Genomic DNA, 22,777 nt, shown 5'->3' with positions numbered 1-22,777 from the left:
CAATGGCAAACCTCACAGCATCCAATGTCACGATTTCCTTTCCGCTCTATCACAGCGACAGCCGATCCCTGAAGAAGACCATTCTCGGACAGGCCTCGGCCCGCTTTGGACGCGACACCAGCAACCGCCCCGTCGTCCAGGCCCTTCAGGACATCTCCTTTTCCCTGAATTCCGGCGACCGTCTCGGGCTGATCGGGTCGAACGGCTCGGGAAAGACGACCCTCCTGCGCGTTCTTTCAGGCATCTACCAGCCAACGGGCGGCGTCCTGTCGGCAGAAGGACGGCTGACGGCGCTGCTGGACCCGGGACAGGGCATGAACCACCAGCTCACCGGGCGGGAAAACATCCGGCTCCGTGGCCTTTATCTTGGCCTGTCCCCCTCGGAAACGCTGGAACTGATCAAGGATGTCGAGGATTTTTCCGAACTCGGGCATTTCCTCGACCTTCCGGTCCGCAACTATTCCTCCGGAATGACCATTCGGCTTGCCTTCGCCATGGCAACCGCATTCCCGCCCGAGATCCTGCTGATGGACGAGTGGATTCTCGCCGGTGACGCCGTCTTCATGGAAAAAGCGAAGAAACGCGTGGAAGGCATGGTACGCCACGCCGACATCCTGGTGCTGGCCAGCCACTCTCCTTCGATCCTGGTCGAATGGTGCAATCGACTGCTCTGGATCGAGAACGGACAGATCAAGGGGGACGGACACCCGATGGATATTCTCGAACGCTATCTGCCCCCTTCGGCATTCAGGGAACTGGCAAAACTTGATCCAGTGCCATAAGGCACCATCGAACCGGCAGGCGCTTTCCGCGTCATTATCCCGGCTTGAGAAAAGCGGCATGCGGAAACGTCCCATCCAGGCCGCCTCCTGCCGCTCGCGCAACCCTGCCAGCGGGCGGAGACAGACACGCTGCCGCCACCTGCCGATTTGGTCGAACCCCAGGGAAAGCGATCCATGACCCGATCCACCGGATGGGTGCCGCCAGCAATCCGCAGGCTGGCCGCCGACAGCGTCCATCAGGTCGTCAATGCGGCGCATCGCTTCGTGCGGCAGCATCCGCGGTTGAAACGCGCCCTGCGTCCCGTCACCCATCTTGTCCTGCCGTCGATCATGCCGTTCCGCTCCGGGCATATCGCACGTGCCGATTACGAACGCTGGGTGGCCGAACAGGGAACGATCACGGCAGCGGACGAAGCGGCCATCCGTGCCGATATCGCCCGTTTCCCATACCGTCCGCTGCTTTCGGTCGTCATGGCCACCTATGAAACGCCCGAACCCTATCTACGCGCCGCGATCGCATCGCTCCAGTCCCAGATCTATGCGGATTGGGAACTCTGCGTGGCCGACGACGGTTCAAGCGCTCCCCATGTAACCCGGATACTCGACGAGATCGCGGCATCCGATCCGCGCGTGCATGTCATCAGGCGCCCCGTGCGCGGCCATATCTCGGCGGCCTCCAACTCCGCGCTGGGCCTGGCGCAAGGCGCGTGGGTGGTCCTGATGGACCATGACGACCTGCTGCCGCGCGATGCGCTGTACGAACTGGCCGCCGAGATCGTCGATCATCCCGAAGCACGGATCATCTACACCGACGAGGACAAGATCGACGGCCAGGACCGGCGCTACAGCCCCTATTTCAAGCCGGACTTCGATCCCGACCTGTTGCTGGGCCAGAATCTGCTGAACCACCTCACAGCCTATCGGCGCGATCTCATCCAGTCCGTCGGCGGCTTCCGCGAAGGGTTCGAGGGCGCCCAGGACCACGACCTCGCCTTGCGCGCGACGGCCGCCTGCGGACCGGACGCCGTGCGCCATATCCCGCGCATCCTCTATCACTGGCGCCAGCAGACAGGCACGCAATCCTTTTCGGAAACCGCGATGGCCCGGTGCGTCGCCGTGGCCGGTCGCGCCATCGCCGACCATCTGCGGGCACGCGACGTCGCGGCCGACATCCTTCCCACCGCAGGGATCTATCACCGGATCGTCTTTCCAGTGCCGGAACCCGCCCCCCTGGTATCGATCCTGATCCCCACGCGCAACCGGGCAGACCTGCTGCGCGTCTGTCTCGACGGATTGCTGAAGCGGACGGATTATCCGGCCATCGAAGTCCTGATCGCCGATAATGGCAGCACCGAGCCCGATGCGCTGGCCCTGCTGCAAGCCGTCCAGTCCGATCCACGCGTGCGCGTCCTCGCCCTGCCCGGCCCGTTCAATTTCGCGCATCTCACCAATCAGGCCGCCGCCGAGGCACGCGGAGACATCCTGCTGCTGCTCAACAACGATATCGAAATCATCGATTCCGGCTGGCTGCGTGAAATGGTATCGCACGCGATCAGGCCCGATATCGGTGCCGTGGGTTGCCGGCTGCTGTACCCGAATGGCCGGCTGCAACATGGCGGGACCGTCCTGGGTATCGGCCGCATCGGCGGGCATTTCCTGGTCGGCGCGCACCGCGAGGAACCGGGTCCGTTCGGGGTTCTGAACCTGCTGCGCAGCGCCAGCGCCGTCACCGCCGCCTGCCTCGCCGTACGGCGTGCCGTCTGGCAGCAGGTCGGCGGCATGGACGAGACCAACCTGGCCATCGCCTTCAACGATGTCGATCTCTGCCTGAAAATCCGCAAACTCGGCCTGCGTATCGTCTGGACCCCGTTCGCGGAACTCTATCATCATGAAAGCGCATCGCGCGGACATGACAGGATGGGTCCGAACGCGGCGCGCTTCCAGCGCGAGGCAGACATCATGGTCGCCCGCTGGGGCGACATTCTGTTGAACGACCCATATTACAGCCCGAATTATACTCTGGAGAACGCGGACTGCACCCTCGCTTCCCCTCCCCGACGCCAACCGCGCTATCGCACCGCGCCCGCGACGAACCGATAGCCTGTCAGCGCGTCTGATCCGTCGTGGTTTCGACGATGAACCTGGGCCGGCGCTTCGTTTCCAGATAAATCTTGCCGATATATTCGCCCAGGATACCGATGGAGAGAATCTGGAGGCCGCCCAGTGCCAGCAACGGCAGCATCGTCGATGCCCAGCCGCTGACGACGGAGGCACTATGGACAAACCGCTCCACAAGAACCCACAGGCCCGTGATTGACGATACGAGGAAGACCACGATACCGAACAAGGCGATCATCCTGAGCGGAAGGACCGAAAAGGATGTAATGCCGTCGATCGCGAGAGAGAGCATCTTTCCCAGCGTATATTTGCTGCATCCCAATTCCCGGGCCTGTCGCACGTAGGGAATGATCGACGTCTTGAATCCGATGGCCGGAATGATGCCGCGCAGGAAAAGATTGACCTCGTGATGCGCCAGCAGCGCACGGAGCGCCCGCTGCGACATCAATCGGTAATCGGCATGATCTTCGATGATATTGACCCCGAAAAGCGTCAGCAGGCTGTAATAGAGGCGTGCGGTGCCTTTCTTGAAAAACGTATCGGACGCGCGGGAAGATCTCACACCCAGGGCCAGGTCGAATCCGCTCTGATAGGACAGCAGCATCGCCTCGATCGTGTTGATATCGTCCTGCAGATCACAGTCCATCGTAATGACGGCATCGGCACTGGCATATGTCAGTCCGGCAAGCATCGCATTCTGATGGCCGAAATTACGGGATAATTTCACGCCAACGACCCGCTCCGCCTTGCCGTGATCCTCGATGATCGTCCAGGTCCGATCCCTGCTGCCGTCATCGACGAGAATGACGCGCCAATGTCGCAGCGCAAAGCGCGGATCGGATTGCAGACCCTCGAGATAGGAAAGAATGCGCGGCAATGTGACGGGTAAAGCCTCCTCTTCGTTATAACACGGTATGACGACATCTAGATTATAAGGGATCATAGGGGTGGTCCGCATGGCAGGGGCATTCAAGGGATAATGCGTGAAGGGCCCGTCACATCAGAAACCGGGAGCCCTGGTACCAGAGAATGACGAAAAGAGCCTGCACCATGGAAAAGAGGCAGAGAATGAGCGTGCAGGTAGCCCGAGGCATTTTCTGCATCAACGCGGCCACCAGCATCAATGTCACCGGATTTGCGTAAAGATATCGCGTGCTGGACCACAAGCCTGTGGATGTCGAAAGCAGAAGCGTGACCGCGACGAGGCCAGCCTCCAGGATCAGGCCCGACCAGAATGCCCACAGGATGAGTCCGGCTGCCACGACGCAGGCCAGCGCGAAATATGTCAGGCTTTCCTCGTGACCGGGCAGGAACGACGCGACGCTCAGGTCGCGGGCTCGCAGCCCGTGCCAGATATTCGCCAGAGGATTGCCGGGATGGCGCCCCCAGGCGACCTCAATATGCTGGAAAGCCAGCGCATCTCCGACATGGCCACGAAGATAGAGCATATAGGCCACAAGCCCGACCCCACCCACCAGTCCCAGCGCAATACATTGCATGACGGCACGCACTATCAGCCGCCTGACATCTCCCCCCGCAAGGCGGGCGTGCAGGCATTGGGCGATCATGCGCGTGCCCCCCATGACGGCCAGTAACGGCGCGGCCGTGGGACGACTGGCGGTAAAAAAGGCAGCCACCACGGATGCCAGCCAGATTCTCTCGCTGCGGAGCAGAAACAGCAGAGCGACCAGAAGAATCCCATAGAGCGTTTCAGTGAATGGAACCCGGAAATACAGGCTGAATGGTGACGCAAAGAAGACCAGAACGGTCACATACGCGTTCGTCTCAGGTCGCCTTGCCTTGAGATACAAGGCAGCCGACCCGGCCATCACGGGAAAGAGGGCATTGTTCAGAAGAACGCCGGAAAGCTGGTAACTGAAGCCTGTTACGGCATGGATGGCCCGCAGGAGCAAGGGAAACAGCGGAAAGAAGGCCCAGTTGGCCTGCCCATTGTCGGCGCCCCCCACATGAGGCCGCAGATCGTACCCGCCAGACGCAATGCTGATATACCAGCCGCAATCCCACTCGCACGCCGAATAGGAAAAGCCGCTAAAGGCTTTTGCGACAATGACATAATATAATAATATTCCCACATAGGAACCAAAACAAAACAGGAAAAACCGCACAAGATCGGGTGCAGTTCCCTCATAAAAAAATGCTCCGCTTTCTTTCTTCAATTTCCTGCCATGCTCAGGAAAAAAAATTCGGCTCATATGGCGCTTTCTCAGGGAACATGTCGTTTTTATATTCATCCTTTCAAAGTCATATCCTGATTTTTATCCATTGCCAATGTTTCCGACGCGTTACATACCCGCCCCTTACCTGACGACAAATGGGAACCGGTCCGTCACGACCGTGTTATCCCACCTTCTCCATACGAGGTGCGTGGATACATGCTCAGAGAAACGCGGCATCATGACGGGTCCGGTCGCTGTCCGCCCCTTCCCCGGCATCCGATGGTCCGGCCTCGCCTGGCGACCGAATCAGGCTCAACGTCCGGCTCCGCTCTGAGATCAGGTGGTTGCCACGCGCCATATATCTGGCACGATTGAGTGCGCTACTAAGGCGAAATGACTATGAGAGACGAGATGGGCGAGCTGATTCGTCTGGAAACCCCTGAAAATTCAATTGCGTTCAGCGGGGAACGATTCTCTTCCGCCATAGCAGGACAGATCGAGACGGAACATTACCACCGCTATCTGCTGGCGCGGACCTTGTGTCATGGGAAGGCGGTGCTCGACGTCGCATCCGGCGAGGGATACGGGTCGGCGCTCCTCGCCCAAGTGGCATCCTCGGTCACGGGCGTGGAAATCGACGCCGCATCCGTCATTCACGCGACCCGGGAATACCGCCACGCCAATCTTGCCTATCTGCAGGGCGATGCCCGCGCCCTACCGCTGCCCGACGGAAGCATCGACGTCGCGGTTTCCTTCGAAACGCTGGAACATCTGGCCGATCAGCACCGTTTCCTGGGCGAATTGAAACGGGTGCTGCGCCCCGACGGGCTGCTGGTGATCAGCACGCCCGACCGGAATGTCTATTCACCGCCGGGGGCCCCGCCCAACCCGTATCACGTCGCCGAATTGAGCACGGTCGAATTCAGGCAAATCCTCGCCGGCTATTTCCCGAACATGGCGCTCCTGGCACAAAAGCCGGTCATCGGGTCCGCAATCCTCTCGCAGGAGAGCGGCGTGCCGCTTGTCTTCGAACGACAGGGAAAAACGCATTTCGAGGCAACGGATCATCTCCCCGCAGCACCCTACCTCATCGCTTTCGCATCTGCGGGGCCGCTACCGGATCTACCGAATTCGCTTTATATCGATCGCAGCGATCTTGATACCGATCGGGACATGCGGGCCGCAGCCGAAAGCGCGATGGTCCATATGCGCGGGGAACTGGAAAGCGCGCGGCAGGATCGCGATCGCGCGGTCGCCGCACAGGCCGACGCCACCCTGCGCGAACGGGCCGAGGCCGATCGGGCACGAACCGCGATAAGGGAAGCCGCCGCGCGCGAACATGCCGCCCAGATGGCGGCACGGGCGACCATTGCGGAATATGAACATGCACTACGCCACGCGCAGGAAGAACTTTCCCAACTCCGCGCCAACCTGAATCCCTCTGAAAGCCCGTCCCACCTGGAGGCTGCCGAAGCAGCCCGTGCCAGCCACGAGGCGGAAATCGCTGCACGACAGCGTATCATAGACGATCTCTCCCGATCACTGGCCATGGCAGAGGGACGGTTGCAGGCGATCGAGAGCAGTTCCATCTGGCGAGGCAGCGCGCCCGTCCGTCATTTGTTCGGCCGCAGCCCCAGATTCGCTCGGGCAACGCGTATCCTGCTGAAGGCCGCATGGTGGACGATCACGGGCCAATTGGCGGCCCGGCTGGGCGCATGGCGCCGCCATCGTGCGATGCGTCACCTTTCGGATCACAGTGCCGATCAGGCAAAGGCCCTGCCACTCCTCACGGCAATGCCCGATTTCCCCATTCGTCTGGTCACAAGCGCGACGCCACGCGTGTCGGTGATTATCCCCACCTATGGGCAGGACGATTACACGCTGCGCTGCCTCGCCTCCATCGCCATGCGGCAACCGCAAACATCCATCGAAGTGATCGTGATGGACGATGCCTATCCCACGCGGCAGGACCATTCCTTTTTGCAGGATCGCGTGGAAGGCGCGCACATCATCCGCAATCCGGAAAATCTGGGGTTCCTGAAAACCTGCAACGCGGCCGCCCGGCAGGCGCGCGGCGATTATCTCTTTTTCCTCAACAACGACACCGAACTCATGCCGGGCGCCATCGATGCGCTGGCGGACCTGCTGGCCCAGCGGCCCGACATCGGCATGACCGGGTCAAAACTGGTCTATCCCAACGGACAGTTGCAGGAGGCCGGCGGCATCATCTGGCAGGATGCCAGCGGCTGGAACTGGGGGCGCAACCAGGACCCGTCGCGCCCGGAATATAATTATCGACGGTCTGTCGATTATATCTCCGGCGCCGCCATCATGATCCGCCGCGACCTGTTCGAAACGCTGGGCGGTTTCGATACCGCATTCTCGCCGGCTTATTACGAGGATACCGATCTGGCCTTCCGCGTGCGCGAAACCGGGGCCAAGGTGGTCTATGAGCCCCGCTCCGTCGTCGTCCATTATGAAGGCATCTCGCACGGAACGGACATCGCGACAGGGGTAAAGGCGCACCAGGCCGTCAATGCAAAATTGATGCGGACCCGCTGGGCATCGGTACTGGACCGCCTGCATTTCCGCGATTCAGCCGATCTCCTGCGGGCGTCCGATCAGGCGCATGACCGCAAGATCATCCTCGTCGTCGATCATTATGTCCCCGAACCCGATCGCGATGCCGGCTCCCGCACCATCATGGGGGTCCTCTCCAGCCTGGTCGATGCCGGCTGGGTCGTGAAATTCTGGCCGCAGAATCGATTCTATTCCCCAATCTATACCCCTCTCCTCCAGGATATGGGCATCGAGGTCCTGGACCATCGCTGGCCCGGCGACCTGCGGGCCTGGCTCGCCGAACGGGGCAATGCGCTCGATTGCGTGCTGGTCAGCCGTCCATCCGTGGCGAATGACCTGCTCCCCATGCTCTTCACGCACAAAAAGGCACGTATGTGCTTCTACGGCCACGACCTGCATTTCGAACGGATGCAGCGTGAGGCAGCCCTCACCGGCGATGCCGACCTGATGCGGGCCGCGGAGAGCATGAAGGCGCAGGAACGCCAGTTATGGCGGATGTTCGACACCAGCATCTACCTTTCGCAGGACGAAGCCCTTACCGCCCGGCAGCTTGAGCCCTATTGTGATTTCCGCGTCGTCGTCCCCTATTGCTTCCGTGATTTCCGCCGTCGCGAGCGGCCGACCGCAGACAGTACGATCCTGTTCGTGGCGGGGTTCGCCCATCCACCCAATGTCGACGCGGCAATCTTCCTGGTCCGCGAGATCCTGCCCCTGATCCTGGCCGAACGACCGGATGCCCGCGTGTTGCTCGTGGGGTCGCATCCCGCGGCTGGGGTCAAGGCGCTGGCCGGCCCCACCGTCACCGTAACGGGCTGGGTCAGCGACGCGCAGCTCCACGAACATTACGATACCAGCCGGGCAGCGGTGGTACCGCTGCGTTTCGGCGCCGGCGTCAAGGGCAAGGTGGTCGAGGCCCTGTACCAAGGGGTCCCGCTGACCGTCACCCCGATCGGCGCCGAAGGAATCGCGGGGCTGGCCGATATCCTGCCGATCGTCCGTTCGCCCCGAGAGATCGCGGACGACCTGCTGCACATGCTGAATGACGACGCGGCATGGCTGGCGCGCTCGCATGCCCAGACCCGCTTTGCCCAGGATCATTTCTCGGCAAAAGCGATGCAGGATTCCGTCATTGCCGCTCTGGCATGATGGGCGGCCACTCCACCTTCCGCAACCGTCACGCACGCCCCTGTGGATCGGCCATGACCGCATTCAGGGCGACGAGACGGCTTTCCTCCGATTCACCAGCCCTTCGACCGATACCAACAGGCACGCCCGCGACGGAAGCACCTTCCGGAGGGGCCGCTTCCACGCGGTTGCGCCCCCGCTGCTTGGCGCAATAGAGGGCAGCATCCGCCAGCGCCATCTGTTCGCCCAGCGGCCTGTCGGGGATCGTGGCAGGGGCATAACCGACGCTGACGGTCGCCAGCAGATCGTCGGACAGAGGCGTCCGCTCGAAGGCGGCGCGCACGCGCTCGGCCAGGGCTCCCAATGCGTCGGGTGACAAACCACTGACCGCGACGGCGAATTCCTCGCCGCCGATCCGTCCGAAGACGGCATCGCCCCCCACCACCGCCGTCGCCACCATGCTGAAATGCCTGATCACCCAGTCGCCTGTGGCGTGACCGAACGTATCGTTGACGCGCTTGAAATGGTCGATATCGAACAGCAGCACGCCGCGCTCCGGCACGGCCTCCGCCATCTGCCAGAATCCCCGCCGGTTCAGCACACCGGTCATATCGTCCCGCAATGCCGCCGCCCGCGCCTCAAGAATGGCCCGTTCGGCAACCAGCGTCAGCATCAGGCCCGGCCACAGGACAATATAGATCAGCATCTCGAAGGGAATGCTCGCCAGCATCAGCGGCACCCAGCCCGCCAGAGACGGCAATGCAACCAGGATGCCCCGCCCGACGCAACTGAGGATATGCAGGCCGGAAATGAGGATCAGTATCCGACGCGCGCGGGTTTCACACGGAAGCCGGATCAATTGACGCCGTACCAGCACCACGAGGGTGATCGCCATGGCCATCGCGATTTCCACCCGCATGACGAACGAATGCCGGAACAGCGGCAACGCGCACAAGCCCAGCCATGTCAGAACCGGAACCACCAGCCCGATACGGGAAAGCGGCCGGCCATTGAGCTGGCAGGCGGCCTGCCAGAACAGCGCCAGCGAGAACATCAGCGCACTGTTCCCCACCGGAACCGCCAGAAAATCCGGGACCGGCGGACGCATCACCACCAGCGGAATCCCTATGGCCGCGCTAACCGTCGCGATTTCCAGCAGGCGCAAAGCCGGGTCAGGACGATAGCGACGGGCAACGTGGCAGAGAAAGCCGATCAACAGGCAGACAAGCGCGATGGCGGGACCGGCGGGCAGCGTGGAAGTGGGCATAAAAACGGATACCCCGATCCATTTCGAGGCGTCATCATACCGCGATCCGGTCCTGCCTGCCACACCCGTCCCGCACCCTGCCCTCAGGTCACGGAGCCTGCCCGGCGGCACGCAGCCTGCGGGTCACCGCGCCGGGCCGATATCGTCCAGGCGATCCAGCCGCCGCAGGTCAGGGAACAGGCGCATCCACAGAAGCGTGACCGCAATCGTTCCGATCCCGCCCAGTACCACGGCCTCCACCGGGCCGATCAGGCTGGCCAGCATGCCGCTTTCGAACTCGCCCAACTGGTTCGACGACCCGATGAACAGCATGTTCACCGCCGACACCCGGCCGCGCATGTCGTCAGGCGTGCGCAACTGCACCAGCGCCCCGCGCACGACCACGCTGATGACATCAGCGCCCCCCAGCACGGCCAGCGCCACCACCGACAGCACCAGCGAACGCGAAAGACCGAAGATGATCGTCGCCACGCCAAAGACGGCGACAGCCGCGAACATCGCCTCTCCGGCCCGGTGCTTCAGCGGCCAGCGGGCGAAGATCACGGCAACCAGCAGCGCCCCCAGCGCCGGCGCCATCCGCAACACGCCCAACCCGGTCGGCCCGGCATGCAGGATCGAGTCCGCATAAAGCGGCAGCATCGCGGTCGCGCCGCCCAGCAGCACGGCAAACAGGTCGAGCGAGATCGCCCCCATCATCTCGGGATGCGCGCGGATGAAATGGAGCCCCCCCATGACCGTTTCCAGCGTCATGGGCCGCCGCACCCGCGCCGGCGCTTCCAGCCGCATGCACAGGGTCGCCACCGACGCCAGCCCGAACCCGACCGTGCAGACGCAGTAGCAGATCCCGGCCCCCACGCCGTACAGCAGGCCACCAACCGACGGCCCCATGATCGAGGCCACCTGGAACAGCGACGAGGACAGCGCCGCCGCACGCGCGAACAGGGCGGGCGGTACCAGCGCGGGCAGGAATGTCTGCTGGCTGGGCATTTCGAACGCGCGCGCCGTACCGAACAGCGCGACCATGCCACAGATCATGCCAGGGGTCAGCCAGCCACCCAGCGAGCCGACCGCCATGACCAGCGCCCCGCAGGCTTCCAGCGCCTGGCAGGCCGCCGTTATGAAACGCCGGTCGAAATGATCGGCCACATGCCCCGCGACCAGCGTAAAGCAGAACATCGGCATGAACTGCGCCAGCCCGACCCAGCCGAGCGCGCTCGCACTATGGGTCAGCATGTAGATCTGCCACCCGACCGCGACGGCCTGCACCTGCGACGAGAACGAGGACAGGGTCCGGGCCGTCAGGAAGACGGCAAAGCCCCGATGGCTGAACAGACGTGCCGGCACTGGCGTCGGGGCGGACCGCTCCCGCGTTTCGTCCGCCTGCTCGGAATGATCTGGCATGATGGGCGGACAATAGCCGGACGGACGTCTTTTACCATCCATTGTCTCTCGTGTCCGCCATCACGCCCACGGGACCGTTTGCAAATCCGCCGCCGCGCGGGCAAAACCGTTCCATGACAGAGACCGTCCCATCCGCGCCGCTTCCCCCCACGGATTTCGAGACCTTCGCACGCCTCGACATCCGCGTCGGCACGATCGTGGAAGCCCGCCCCTTCCCGGCAGCCCGCAAGCCGGCCTACCAGCTATGGATCGATTTCGGGCCGCAGATCGGCGTCAAGCGTTCGTCGGCCCAGATCACCGTCCACTACACCCCCGACACGCTGGTCGGGCGGCAGGTCTGCGCGGTGGTCAACTTCCCGGTACGCCAGATCGGCCCGTTCCTGAGCGAAGTCCTGACCCTGGGCATGCCCGACACGAAGGGCGACGTCGTCCTGATCAGACCCGACCTGACCGTGCCAGATGGAGGAAAGCTGTTCTGATGGCCACCAACTACGCAACCGTAACCTGGGACCAGCTTCACCGCGACGCCCGCCAACTGGCCGAAATCCTGATCCCGCGCGGCCCGTTCAAGGGGATCGTGGCGGTCACCCGTGGCGGCCTGATCCCCGCGGCCATCATCGCCCGCGAAATCGATTGCCGGCTGATCGAAACGGTCTCCGTCGTGACCTATGACGAGGAAGAACAGGGCCAGCCCACGGTGCTGAAGGCGCCCGCCGCCGCCGGCGACGGCGAAGGGTTCCTGATCATCGACGATCTGGTCGATTCCGGCGTCACCGCCCAGATCGTGCGCCAGCTCCTGCCCAAGGCCGTGTTCGCCTGCCTGTACGCCAAACCGTCCGGCAAGCCGCTGACCGACCTGTTCGTGGTCGAAGTCCCGCAGGAAACCTGGGTGCTGTTCCCGTGGGACACCGCACCGCTGTTCATCCCGCCCCTGGCCCGCAAGGGCAGCACGGCAGGCTGATACGGGCCCGGGCCAAGGAAAAATTTCGTGGGGCGCTTGCCAGCGCCCTCAAGGACTCATAGCTTCGCGCCCAGGTTCGGGGCGTGGCGCAGCCTGGTAGCGCGCGTGTTTTGGGTACACGAGGCCCCCGGTTCGAGTCCGGGCGCCCCGACCAGAAGAGAATTAAAGGGAGTTTCGTTCCATGCGGGCCCGAATCTACAGGCAGGCAAAGACGGCGACCCAGTCCGGCCAGGCGAATACCCATGACTGGATTCTCGAATACGGCCAGGCCCAGGCCCGCCAGCAGGACCCGCTGATGGGCTGGACCGGCAGCCGCGATACCCGCTCCCAGCTCCGCCTGCAGTTCCCCGACCGCGAGAGCGCCGTCGCCTATGCCGACCGGCATGCGGTCCCCTACGATCTGGAACTGCCGGTGGCCCGGGTGCGCAAGCCGAAACTCTACGCCGACAATTTCCGCCACGACCGGGTCCAGAACTGGACGCACTGACCGCGCTCTGGCAGAAGAAACGCCACTGCGCATGCGCCCTTAGCTCAGTTGGATAGAGCAACAGCCTTCTAAGCTGTGGGTCGCTGGTTCGAATCCAGCAGGGCGCGCCATTTTCAATAGGTTAGCGCCCAAGAGGTTTGCAGGTTTGCAAAACGGTTTGCAGATGACTGTGGGTCGTTTCCCGTTCCGCTCACCCCGGGCGTCGGCGCGGCGGCGATCGACACGATCCTGGATGTCGCGCGCGCCTGCAGCCGCTCCCACATCTCCATTCCCGACATCATGATGTTTCCAGACGCGGTCTTTCGAAGGCGCCGGCCTCCGATCCGGGGTCAGAGTCTGATGACGATGTTGCGACGGTAGAGAACCGCAAGGGGCAGGGCCATTGCAACCATGAAGGCCAGCGCGAAGAGGAACGAGGCCAGGTCCGGTGATGGAATCCGGAATGCGAAGAACCGCGCATAGAGCCAGGCATAGACCGAGCGGTCGGTACCGGAAGGGGCCGGGAAGAGCATCAGTGTCTTGACGACGAATCCGTTGAGCAGGAAGGCGACGATGGCGTTGGTGCCGAACACGCGCAGGAAGAGCAGCGTGCGGGACGCAACCCGGCTGCCGTCCTGCACCCGCCGGATGTCGAACGCCCAATCGAATGCCGCCAGCATCAGCAGGGCCGCGCCGGATGTGACCAGCACGAAGGAACTGCTCCACAATGCCTTGTTGATCGGCAGGACCGTGCCCCAGGCCAGACCGGCCGCAAGGCTGACGATACCGGCCACCAGAAACAGCAAAGGCCTGCGTTGCACGGGCAGGCTGCGGTTCCGGAATACCTGCCCCGCCAGCACGCCAGCCAGCACCGAGGCACAGGCCGGCAGCGTGCCGAGCAGCCCTTCCGGGTCCCAGGTCTTTTCGTACAGCACGCCCGTATGCAGCGTACGCAGCGTCCAGCCCGATACGATACGATCCAGCCATGCCGCCAGATTGGCCTGGGGGTCGAACAGCGGAACATCGCGCCCCGGCAGGCCCAGGCCCGGTATGGGAATCGCACAAAGCATCAGCCACCAGCCCAGCAGGATGCCGCAGGTTACGGCAAGCAGGGGCAGGGATTGACGGATCGTCATATAGAGCAGCGCCACAAGGCCGTAGCACAGCGCGATGCGCGTCAGAACGCCGAACAGGCGCAGATGGCCGAGATGGAAATGGGGATAGGCGCTGAGCAGGAGCTTGAGCGCAATCAGCAGCAGAACCCGCCGTGCGATATGCCCGGCCAGCATGGCCCGGCTTTCGCCGGCGGCAAGGCGGCGGTCGAGCGCGAACGGAATGACGCAGCCCATCAGGAACAGGAAGAACGGAAAGACGAAGTCCGCCGGCCGACAGCCGTTCCAGGGGGCATGTTCCAGGAACGGCCAGACATGGTTCCAGTCACCGGGCGTATTGACGACGATCATGAACGCGATCGTCGCCCCCCGCATCGCATCGATCGAGACGATGCGCGGGGCAGCATGGGACGCTGCGGCACCGGTCATGGGCGCCAGAAACCGCCGACCCGCGGACATTCCTGTTTTTGCCATGCCCTGCGTTCCTGGCGACGGGTTGTGTTTCACTCCGATATTGTCTCTATATCGTATCGAATGCGTCCATTTTTAAAAGATTGTCTCCCTATAACCGCAGGCTAACCACCCGGCTCCCCGACGCGTCGTTCCGAACGGTCTTTCTCCGCTCTTCGCGCCTGCCCGATCCCATGCCGAATGACCGGAAATCGACCGATATGTTCGCGTTTTTCCACCGAATCGACATGTCCTCGTACCACAACAGCACGAAGACGGATCAGGCCCGCGCCATCGCATGGAAGACGCCCGGCGGAGACACTGGCTCCCACTTTCGCCGAAGCCCCCGCTCGGGGAAGGAACGATGCTGGCGGCCGATCATCCCCGCCATCGACAGCGTATCCACGCCCTGCCCCACGCAGTTGCGATTCGATGGCTGAAATCGGGAAGTGACGTCCATCGCCCGAACCGGCATCCTGAACGGACATCCGCGAGGACCACGGAATCCATCCGTCAGCACCTTGCGGGGCAGAGCTTGACATGCTTGCCAATGCTGGCACAAAAGTCGGGCTCAGGGTATAAGGTCAGGCAGCGGTTTATTTTTGGAAATATGGCACCAAGCCACTGAAATAAAACGCCAATATCCGACCGGAGAGGTGGCCGAGTGGTTTAAGGCAGCGGTCTTGAAAACCGCCGTGCGTGCAAGCGTACCGTGGGTTCGAATCCCACCCTCTCCGCCACTTTCCTCCCCGGCGCAACGAAGCTCCCGCAGGACAGGCCCCCGGTCACGGCGCGTTCCATCGGTCCCACCCCGCAACAGGGTCGCCCGACAGAGAAATTTAACGGAACGCGACCGGGGAAAGACCTTGCCATGAACGCCGCATGATCGTAGCTCTGTCGGTGGCAATGCAGAAATGGACGCACTTCGCCGGACCATGGCCTCTGCGAATATTATGGACTTACATTCGTTATAGTGGGTAACCGCCCGGCGCGGCACACCCGGAGGACTATCATCCCATGATGCGTTCGCTTGATATCGCCAATACGGGCATGCAGGCCCAGACGACGAATGTCGAGACGATTTCCAACAACATTGCCAACATGACCACGACGGGCTACAAGCGCCGCCGCGCCGAATTCCAGGATCTGATCTATCAGGACCTGCGACGCGCCGGCACCATGAGCTCCGACACCGGCGACCTCGTCCCGGCCGGCGCGCAGGTCGGCCTGGGCGTCCGCACCGCCGGCATCTACCGCATCAACGAACAGGGCACGCTGGAACAGACCGGCAATTCGCTCGACCTCGCCATCGAGGGGCGCGGCTATTTCCGGGTCACGCTGCCGTCGGGTGAATATGCCTACACGCGCGACGGCACGTTCTCCCTGTCGCAGGACGGCACCATCGTGTCGGCCGACGGCTATCCGCTGTCACCCAACATTTCCCTGCCGAACAACGCCGAGAACATCACCATCGACCAGTCCGGCCAGGTCCAGTACACCCTGTCCGGCCAGACGACGGCCCAGGTCGCGGGCCAGATCCAGCTCGCGACCTTCCAGAACGAAAACGGCCTGGCGGCGATGGGGCAGAACCTGTTCACCGAAACCACGTCGTCGGGCACCGCCAATCTCAGCACGCCCCAGAGCGAAGGCTACGGATCGGTCAGGCAGGGTTTCGTGGAAGAATCATCGGTCAACGTGGTGACCGAAATCACCGACCTGATCACCGCGCAGCGCGCCTACGAAATGAACAGCAAAGTCATCACCGCTTCCGACGAGATGCTGCAGACGCTGACGAACCTGAGATAGCATGTCGGCACGGGTGGCAATTGCGGGAGTGTTCGCGCTCGCCCTGATGGCAGCGGGCGCCACGCATGCCCGGGCGGCAACACTTCGGAATGCCGCAATCATTACGTCGGGCACCGTCCGGCTGTCCGACCTCTTCGCCGATCTCGAACCGGGCCAGGACCGCCCCCTCGGCCCCGGCCCTGCCCCCGGGGCAAGCATCCAGGTGGGCGGCGCGCAATTGATCGCCATCGCCGACGAATATGGCGTCGACTGGCTCGATCAATCGCCGTCGGCCATGGCAACGATCACCCGGGCCAGCCGGATACTGGACCAGGCCTATTTCGCCGATCTTATCAGGCAGAACCTGCCGGATCTCGGCAACGGCCCCGTCTCCATCGACCTTCGCGATTTCCATCCCATGATGGTCGCGCCGGACGACCCGAAGCCGGTCGTCCTGTCCGACGTCAAATGGGACCAGCGCAGCGGATGGTTTTCCGCGACAGCCTATCGTGGCCAGCCCACGGGCGATATCACGCGGGATTCCTTCATGCTGACCGGCGTGATCCACGCGGCGCGCCGGCTGCTCGTCTATGCGCATGCCCTCCCCGCCGGCAGCGTGATTTCGGCCTCCGACGTCCAGCTCGACGAATCCTATGCCGGACACATTGGCTCCAGGGCATTCACGAACGAAGCCGATATCGACGGCATGACCGTGACGCGCGGCGTGGTCGCCGGTTCCGCCGTCCTCGACCAGGACCTGCATCGGACAGTGCTGATGCATAAGGGAGACCCGGCAGTCATCACGTTCGCCGCACCAGGCGTTCACCTGACGGCGACCGGCCGCGCACTGGAAGATGGCGGGGCAGGCCAGTACGTGCACATCCTCAACCTGTCGAGCAGCATGATCGTCACAGGCCGGGTGGTCAGCGCATCCGAAATCGAAGTCGAAGCCGGGAGCAACCCGGTCCCCTCCGACTCGAATACCCTGCGGCACCTGACGACATCCTCGCGCGACGCCTCGCGCGCGGACCTGTCCCTTCGATAGCCGCCGCTTATGCGCTGGAGCCTGTCTGCGATGAAACGTCCTCTGTCCCGGGCAGCTCTGGCCGGATTGCTGTGCGTGTCCGGATGCACCGGGCTGGCCGATATGAGCGAGATCGGCCATCCTCCCCGCATGACGAAGACGTCGGACCCGACCCAGGCGCCCGATTACCGACCGATCACGATGCCCATGCCCCCGCTCCAGCCCCCGCCGACGGAAGTCGGAAGCCTGTGGCGGCCCGGTAGCCGCGCCTTTTTCAGGGACCAGCGGGCATCGCAGGTCGGCGACCTGCTCACGATCAACGTCAATATCGCCGACAATGCGGCCGTGACCAACAATACCAGCGCCGCCGGCAGCGGCTCGCAGACCTTCGGCATCCCGAGCTTCTTCGGCGCCCAGGGCAAGACCCTGTCCAGCTCGTCGGCCCTCGACACCAGCAGCGCCAGCGCCAACACGGGCACCGGCTCGATCCGGCGCAACGAATCGGTCACGCTCGCCCTGGCAGGTACAATCACCCAGGTCCTGCCCAACGGCAATTTCGTCGTGGTGGCCCGTCAGGAAGTCCGCGTGAATGGCGAACTGCGCCAGTTGATGGTCAGCGGCGTCGTCCGTCCGCAGGACATCACCGAAGACAATATCGTGACCCACGACAGGATTGCCGAAGCGCGGATTTCCTACGGCGGCCGTGGCCAGCTCAGCAAGATCCAGACACCGCGCTACGGGCAGCAGATTCTCGATAGCGTCCTGCCGTTCTGACCGCTCGTCGCAGCGCGGATCATCGGCGGTGCCCACATGCCATCCAGGCAATGGCCTCCTGAAGCATCAGGCCTAGAATGCGACGCTGACGGTGCCATAATATGTGCGCGGGGAGCCCGCCAGAGCCGACTGATAATCGCCCGAGAGCGGAAGGCCATTTTCGCCAATCTGGGAAATGTACGATATGTTCGTAAGATTATAGATATTCAGATCGAATTTAAGATCATGCAGTGGGCCGATCTTTCCGAATCGGTAGCTTGCCCCCAAAGACGTCAGCCAGTAACCCGGCACCGACATATCGTTGACGTAACTGAAATAGCGCTTCGACATGTAATTGGCATTGGCATAAATACTTGCCGGACCCCAATTATAGGAAATATCGGCTTTGTACATCAATTGCGGAAAAGCGACCACCCTCTTGCCCGCCAGCGCATAGGTCACGCCTTCCGATATGATATTGTCGTCGTAGGTCGAATGATTATAGCTGATACTATTCGTAATCGAGAGATTCCTGACCGGGCGAAGCGTGAGCGCGGCGTCGACGCCGTACATGCTGACGCCACCTACGTCTATGGGCGTGGAAACCGGGTCGGTAATCGGGCCCGATGTCAGGTTCTGGATACGATTGGAAAAATCCGCATGATACAGGTTGAGCGAACCCCCAACGATCTGTGAAATATAGCGATATCCAACATCGTAGACCCAGGCCGTCTCCGGGCGCAGGGTATTCCTGATACTGTCGAACGTTGCCTGATTGGCGAACCCTCCAAAGGTCGATCCCAGCTGATATCCGCCATAACTGTAAGCGCGCATATTGCGGGCGACGTCGAAATAGACTTCATGCCCCGGCAGGAAATGCCATACTCCATTGACATGAGGCAGGAATGCCTTCGCGCTGGTCAGGCTGCCATTGGCAAGCTGCTCCTGCCCGGTATAGGCGGCGTCGTTCGCCGTGGCTCCCCCGACCGTCGTCACCAGCATGGATTTGAACCCGGCCCTGAAGGTCAGGCTGGAAATCGGCCGATAGCTATCCTCGAGGTGGAACTGAAAACTGTTGGTATTGAAATTCTCACCCCAGTTACGCTGAAACGGCGTACCAAAATTGCCCAGCACACCGCTGACAGGAATACCCTCACCGGGCACTGGTTGCTGGAACATATCCTGTACAACATGGTAACGGTTGTTTTCGTACCAGACACCCGCATCGATCGTATGTTTCCTGAACTTGTATTCCAGCGCGGTCGTAAAGCCGAACTTCTGGTTTCCGGAAAAATTGATCTGCTCGGAAAGCGGCACACCATTGGGAGAACTGACATAGGGGGTCGTCCAGGTACCCCACTGGTTCGCAGCCTGCCCATAGACCACGGAATTCCACGCCAGACGCCGGTTCAGCACCAGATGAGCATTCACGCCACCCAGATAACTCGACGAATGCGTCACGCCGTCAAAATAGGATGCATCCAGGGCATCCCCACCTGCCGCGTCGTAAGCCGCCAGGGCACCACTGAATTCCCCGACGGCAGCGAGATAGGCGCGCGTATAATCAGGGTAGTAATAATCGTTCCGATGACCAAGCGTGTTCAGCATGTCGATCGTCTGGTCGGCGTAGTTGAACTGGGTGGCATCGTTCCAGTTGAAAAACACCTTCACATTGCTGTCCTGCCCGATGGGCTGGACAAGCTTGGCATTCACCTGCTGATCAAACTGCTCGCCATCCCCCTTCCATTTATTGCCGTCGGATCGGGCGTAAGACACCGTGAATTTGGTACCCGATGCGTTCAACCTGCCGCTGTCAACGCGTCCAAAAGTACGAAAAGCATTGTAGCTGCCGAACATCTGCGAAATCCTGCCGCCGAACTTGTCCGCCGGATCGCGCGAGACGATCTGAATCGCGCCACCCAGATTCGTCGTGGCAGGCAATGCCACATCGCCACCACCCTCGGAGACATCCATGCGCTCGATATTGTCCGACAGGATCGAGAAGTTGATGCTCTGGCCGTTATAGGGAAGGTATGTCTGCGCGCCCAGCGGCACGCCATCCAGCGTGACGCCAAGCTGATCCTGCTGGAACCCGCGCATATACAGGCTGGAGCCCCAGCTATCGACCCCCAGCGGATCGTTGGCCACGAAATTGATACCCGGCTTGCGCGACAGCATCATCATCGGGCTGCTGCCTTGGACGAACCTGTCCATCTCGGTGCGGGTCATGCTTTCCGTCGCCCCATTGGCATGATGCCGCATGGACGTCACCATGAGGTCTTCCCCCGCGCGCGAACGGGCATCCGTATGGCTCGCAGCCGGGCCGGACGCGGGCGCATCGGTCTTCGACGCATGACGATGCCGTGACCCGCCTGCCTTGCCGGCCCCATTCCCCGCCTCGGCCGAAAACGCCGCATCCGGACTCGTGACGATGCAGGAGGTCAACAAGAGAAAGGATAGGAATGTTCGCGAGACCATGCCGGTCGGCAGCGGACATCTCGGAAGACACGAGGCATGTCTCATTGTTGGCTGTCCCATTGTTCAGGCGGCCGGTCCGACGGAACCAAGCGGAGAGCTGAATGTTCGTTCAATCATTGTCATTTCGGAATGATGAATCCGTCAGACACTTGAAGAAAAGCGACCCACCCGAAATGGGGCCCGACGCGCGCTATCCTGCTCGAAAGCGGGCTTCCCCGCACAGGGCCTGAAGAATGTCCGCATCGTCACACAGCCCGACAAGCCGCCCTTCGACCTCGACCAGCACGGGCAGGCCGCTGCGCTGGCGCAAGGCGATGATTTCGCCCAGGCTCAATTGGGCCGGAACCACGCAGAGCGCCCCCTGCGTCCACGCGCCATGCGGCCGGATGGCCAGGGCCCGATCGGCGATCGTCGCGGTCGCGGCGTCCGGCGCTATGGCGATGCGCCCGCCATCCAGCATCCCGTCCGGCCGGCGCGGCAGGTCCTGGAAGCGCCGCATGACGGCAGCAGCCACAATGGTCGGCAGCGGATTCATGTGCCGGATGAATTCCGCGACATAGTCATCCACCGGCCGCAAGGCGATATCATCCGGCGTGCCGGTCTGGACGATCCGCCCCTCGCGCATGATCGTGATACGGCTGCCGATCTTCAGCGCCTCGTCGATATCATGGCTGACGAACAGGATCGTCTTCTTCAGCCGTTTCTGGAGGTCCAGAAGCTCGTCCTGCAATTTCCGGCGGATCAGCGGGTCGAGCGCTGAAAACGGCTCGTCCATCAGCAGGATGTCGGCATCGGTCGCAAACGCGCGCGCCAGACCGACACGCTGCTGCATGCCACCCGACAGTTCATGGACATGGGCATCGGCCCAGTTCGCCAGACCAACCAGTTCCAGCTTTTCGGCAACGATGTCCCGCCGGATCGACGGCGCCATGCCGCGCAGTTCCAGCCCGAACCCCACATTGTCGCGCACGGTCCGCCACGGCAGCAGGCCGAACTGCTGAAACACCATCGCGATGCGCGTCTTGCGCAGGGTGCGCAGCGTATCGTCATCACAACGCGCGATATCCAGCCACGCCAGGCCGTTGCCGATCCGCACTTCGCCCCGTATCGGCCTGTTCAACCGGTTGGCCGCCCGCAGCAGGGTCGATTTGCCCGAGCCGGACAGCCCCATCAGCACGCTGATCTCGCCCCGCGCCACCGCGAGGTTCGCCCCCGCCACCCCCACGGTCACCTTCAGGGCGCGACCGATCTCCTCGCGCGTCTCGCCGGCATCAAGCCGGGCCAGCGCAGCCTCGATCGCGCCGCGACGATTGCCGCGATCGAACAGGATATCGACATTGCGGAACTCCAGCGCCGCGTTGATCCCTTCGCTCACGAAGCCGAATCCTTCGGACGACAGACCCGATCGAGCATGATCGCCAGCAGCACGATGACGAATCCGGACTCGAACCCGGCATCGACCTGCACGGTATTCAGCGCCCGCACCACCGGCACCCCCAGCCCCCCGGCCCCGACCAGCGCCGCGATCACCACCATCGACAGGCTGAGCATGATGCATTGCGTCAGCCCCGCCTGGATCATCGGGAGTGCGGCAGGCAGTTCGATCTTCCACAGGATCTGCCGCCCGGTGGCGCCGAAAGCCTCGCCGGCCTCGATCAGCGACCGGGGCACCCGGGCAATCCCCATCTGCGTCATGCGGATCGGCGCGGGAACGGCGAAGATGATGGTGGAGATCATGCCCGGCACGGTGCCCAGGCCGAACAGGATCAGCGTCGGGATCAGATAGACGAAGGTCGGCAGGGTCTGCATCAGGTCCAGAAGCGGCTGCAACGCCTGCGCCAGCCGGGGACGATGCGCACAGGCGATCCCCAGCGGAACACCGACCGCCATGCAGAAGACGGTCGAGAACAGGATAAGCGACAGCGTCGCCATCGTCTCGTTCCAGTATCCCTGATTGATGATGAACAGCAGCCCCAGCGCGACCAGGGCCGCCAGCCCCACCGACCGGCGGAGGAACCACGCCCCCGCCATGGCGGCCACCACCAGCAGCAGGGGCGGCAGATCCAGCAGCAGCGTGGTCAGACCATCGGCACAGAAGCCGACGCTATCGGTGATCACGTCGAAGACACCCAGGCCATGCTTCCGGACCACATCCACCACGGCCGCCATGACGGCACCCACCGGAATCTTGTGCTCCGCGATCCATTGTTCCGGCGCCATGATCCGCGCAGCTCCCGTCTGTCGGTGTTCGATATCGCGGACGTCGATACCCCTGCGAACTGAATGAACATATAACGA

18 protein-coding genes and 3 tRNA genes are annotated in these 22,777 nt (G+C 62.6%); 12 read left to right on the top strand and 9 right to left on the bottom strand.

Annotated features, from left to right (window positions below; all coding sequences use genetic code 11):
- Positions 1-2: 2 nt before the first annotated feature.
- Together HLH29_RS01985 and HLH29_RS01980 are read left to right on the top strand one after the other, a co-directional pair.
- Positions 3-782 carry an ABC transporter ATP-binding protein gene (locus tag HLH29_RS01985; protein ID WP_182964336.1) on the top strand — a complete coding sequence of 260 codons (780 nt, stop codon included), beginning with the start codon at positions 3-5 and terminating at the stop codon, positions 780-782.
- A gap of 174 nt (positions 783-956) precedes the next feature.
- Positions 957-2,882, top strand: coding sequence for a glycosyltransferase family 2 protein (locus tag HLH29_RS01980; protein WP_182964335.1), 1,926 nt, complete (start codon positions 957-959; stop codon positions 2,880-2,882).
- 4 nt (positions 2,883-2,886) lie between these two features.
- On the opposite strand, the gene HLH29_RS01975 is transcribed toward HLH29_RS01980, so the two are convergent.
- Positions 2,887-3,843, bottom strand: a complete 957-nt coding sequence (locus HLH29_RS01975) for a glycosyltransferase family 2 protein (RefSeq protein ID WP_182964444.1) — start codon at positions 3,841-3,843, stop codon at positions 2,887-2,889.
- A 52-nt stretch (positions 3,844-3,895) separates the two neighbouring features.
- Entirely contained in the window at positions 3,896-5,152 is a 1,257-nt protein-coding gene (locus HLH29_RS01970; RefSeq protein ID WP_182964334.1) for a hypothetical protein, read from the bottom strand.
- A 324-nt stretch (positions 5,153-5,476) separates the two neighbouring features.
- On the opposite strand from HLH29_RS01970, the gene HLH29_RS01965 reads away from it, so the two are divergent.
- Entirely contained in the window at positions 5,477-8,803 is a 3,327-nt protein-coding gene (locus tag HLH29_RS01965) for a methyltransferase domain-containing protein (protein ID WP_182964333.1), read from the top strand.
- Positions 8,804-8,831: 28 nt separating this feature from the next.
- Here HLH29_RS01965 and HLH29_RS01960 read toward each other — a convergent pair whose 3' ends face one another.
- The gene (locus tag HLH29_RS01960) at positions 8,832-10,049 is read right to left on the bottom strand and encodes a GGDEF domain-containing protein (RefSeq protein ID WP_182964332.1); all 1,218 of its coding nucleotides are present in this window, start codon (positions 10,047-10,049) and stop codon (positions 8,832-8,834) included.
- 123 nt (positions 10,050-10,172) lie between these two features.
- Positions 10,173-11,450, bottom strand: coding sequence for an MFS transporter (locus HLH29_RS01955; protein WP_182964331.1), 1,278 nt, complete (start codon positions 11,448-11,450; stop codon positions 10,173-10,175).
- Between the two features lie 113 nt (positions 11,451-11,563).
- On the opposite strand from HLH29_RS01955, the gene HLH29_RS01950 reads away from it, so the two are divergent.
- The 5 genes from HLH29_RS01950 (at position 11,564) to HLH29_RS01930 (ending at position 13,008) form a co-directional block, all read left to right on the top strand.
- Positions 11,564-11,929 (top strand): tRNA-binding protein, encoded by a 366-nt coding sequence (locus tag HLH29_RS01950; protein ID WP_182964330.1) that lies wholly within the window; start codon positions 11,564-11,566, stop codon positions 11,927-11,929.
- Positions 11,929-12,411 carry a xanthine phosphoribosyltransferase gene (gene gpt, locus HLH29_RS01945; protein WP_182964329.1) on the top strand — a complete coding sequence of 161 codons (483 nt, stop codon included), beginning with the start codon at positions 11,929-11,931 and terminating at the stop codon, positions 12,409-12,411. Before HLH29_RS01950 ends, gpt begins: the two co-directional genes overlap by 1 nt.
- Before the next feature lie 77 nt (positions 12,412-12,488).
- Positions 12,489-12,565 (top strand) — tRNA-Pro (locus HLH29_RS01940).
- 27 nt (positions 12,566-12,592) lie between these two features.
- Positions 12,593-12,898, top strand: a complete 306-nt coding sequence (locus tag HLH29_RS01935; RefSeq protein WP_182964328.1) for an ETC complex I subunit — start codon at positions 12,593-12,595, stop codon at positions 12,896-12,898.
- 33 nt (positions 12,899-12,931) lie between these two features.
- Positions 12,932-13,008: transfer RNA gene (locus HLH29_RS01930), tRNA-Arg, on the top strand.
- 3 nt (positions 13,009-13,011) lie between these two features.
- Here the strand turns inward: HLH29_RS01930 and HLH29_RS19400 are convergent.
- Complete coding sequence (locus HLH29_RS19400) at positions 13,012-13,179, bottom strand: hypothetical protein (protein ID WP_220791328.1); 168 nt, start codon at positions 13,177-13,179, stop codon at positions 13,012-13,014.
- A gap of 48 nt (positions 13,180-13,227) precedes the next feature.
- Entirely contained in the window at positions 13,228-14,463 is a 1,236-nt protein-coding gene (locus HLH29_RS01925) for an acyltransferase family protein (protein ID WP_182964327.1), read from the bottom strand.
- 626 nt (positions 14,464-15,089) lie between these two features.
- Between HLH29_RS01925 and HLH29_RS01920 the strand changes: the two genes are divergently transcribed.
- The 4 genes from HLH29_RS01920 to flgH all read left to right on the top strand — a co-directional run bounded on the left by HLH29_RS01920 (position 15,090) and on the right by flgH (position 18,022).
- Positions 15,090-15,179 (top strand) — tRNA-Ser (locus HLH29_RS01920).
- Positions 15,180-15,459: 280 nt separating this feature from the next.
- The gene (flgG, locus tag HLH29_RS01915; protein ID WP_182964443.1) at positions 15,460-16,245 is read left to right on the top strand and encodes a flagellar basal-body rod protein FlgG; all 786 of its coding nucleotides are present in this window, start codon (positions 15,460-15,462) and stop codon (positions 16,243-16,245) included.
- 1 nt (position 16,246) lies between these two features.
- Positions 16,247-17,269: a flagellar basal body P-ring formation chaperone FlgA gene (gene flgA, locus HLH29_RS01910; protein ID WP_246373642.1), complete on the top strand. Its 1,023-nt coding sequence runs from the start codon at positions 16,247-16,249 to the stop codon at positions 17,267-17,269.
- A 30-nt stretch (positions 17,270-17,299) separates the two neighbouring features.
- Positions 17,300-18,022 carry a flagellar basal body L-ring protein FlgH gene (flgH, locus tag HLH29_RS01905; protein ID WP_246373641.1) on the top strand — a complete coding sequence of 241 codons (723 nt, stop codon included), beginning with the start codon at positions 17,300-17,302 and terminating at the stop codon, positions 18,020-18,022.
- A 72-nt stretch (positions 18,023-18,094) separates the two neighbouring features.
- On the opposite strand, the gene HLH29_RS01900 is transcribed toward flgH, so the two are convergent.
- From HLH29_RS01900 to choW, 3 genes are all read right to left on the bottom strand, one after another.
- Positions 18,095-20,263, bottom strand: coding sequence for a TonB-dependent receptor domain-containing protein (locus HLH29_RS01900; RefSeq protein ID WP_275944130.1), 2,169 nt, complete (start codon positions 20,261-20,263; stop codon positions 18,095-18,097).
- Positions 20,264-20,669: 406 nt separating this feature from the next.
- On the bottom strand, positions 20,670-21,854 hold the full coding sequence (locus HLH29_RS01895; protein WP_182964324.1) for an ATP-binding cassette domain-containing protein: 1,185 nt from the start codon (positions 21,852-21,854) through the stop codon (positions 20,670-20,672).
- The gene (gene choW / locus HLH29_RS01890) at positions 21,851-22,699 is read right to left on the bottom strand and encodes a choline ABC transporter permease subunit (protein ID WP_182964323.1); all 849 of its coding nucleotides are present in this window, start codon (positions 22,697-22,699) and stop codon (positions 21,851-21,853) included. The genes HLH29_RS01895 and choW overlap by 4 nt, the downstream gene beginning before the upstream one ends.
- Between the last annotated feature and the right edge of the window lie 78 nt (positions 22,700-22,777).

The organism is Gluconacetobacter tumulicola (assembly GCF_014174215.1).
In the GTDB taxonomy this organism is placed as follows: Bacteria; Pseudomonadota; Alphaproteobacteria; order Acetobacterales; family Acetobacteraceae; genus Gluconacetobacter; species Gluconacetobacter tumulicola.
The sequence above is the reverse complement of the archived record's forward strand: the minus strand, read 5'-3'. Positions and strand labels throughout refer to the sequence as shown.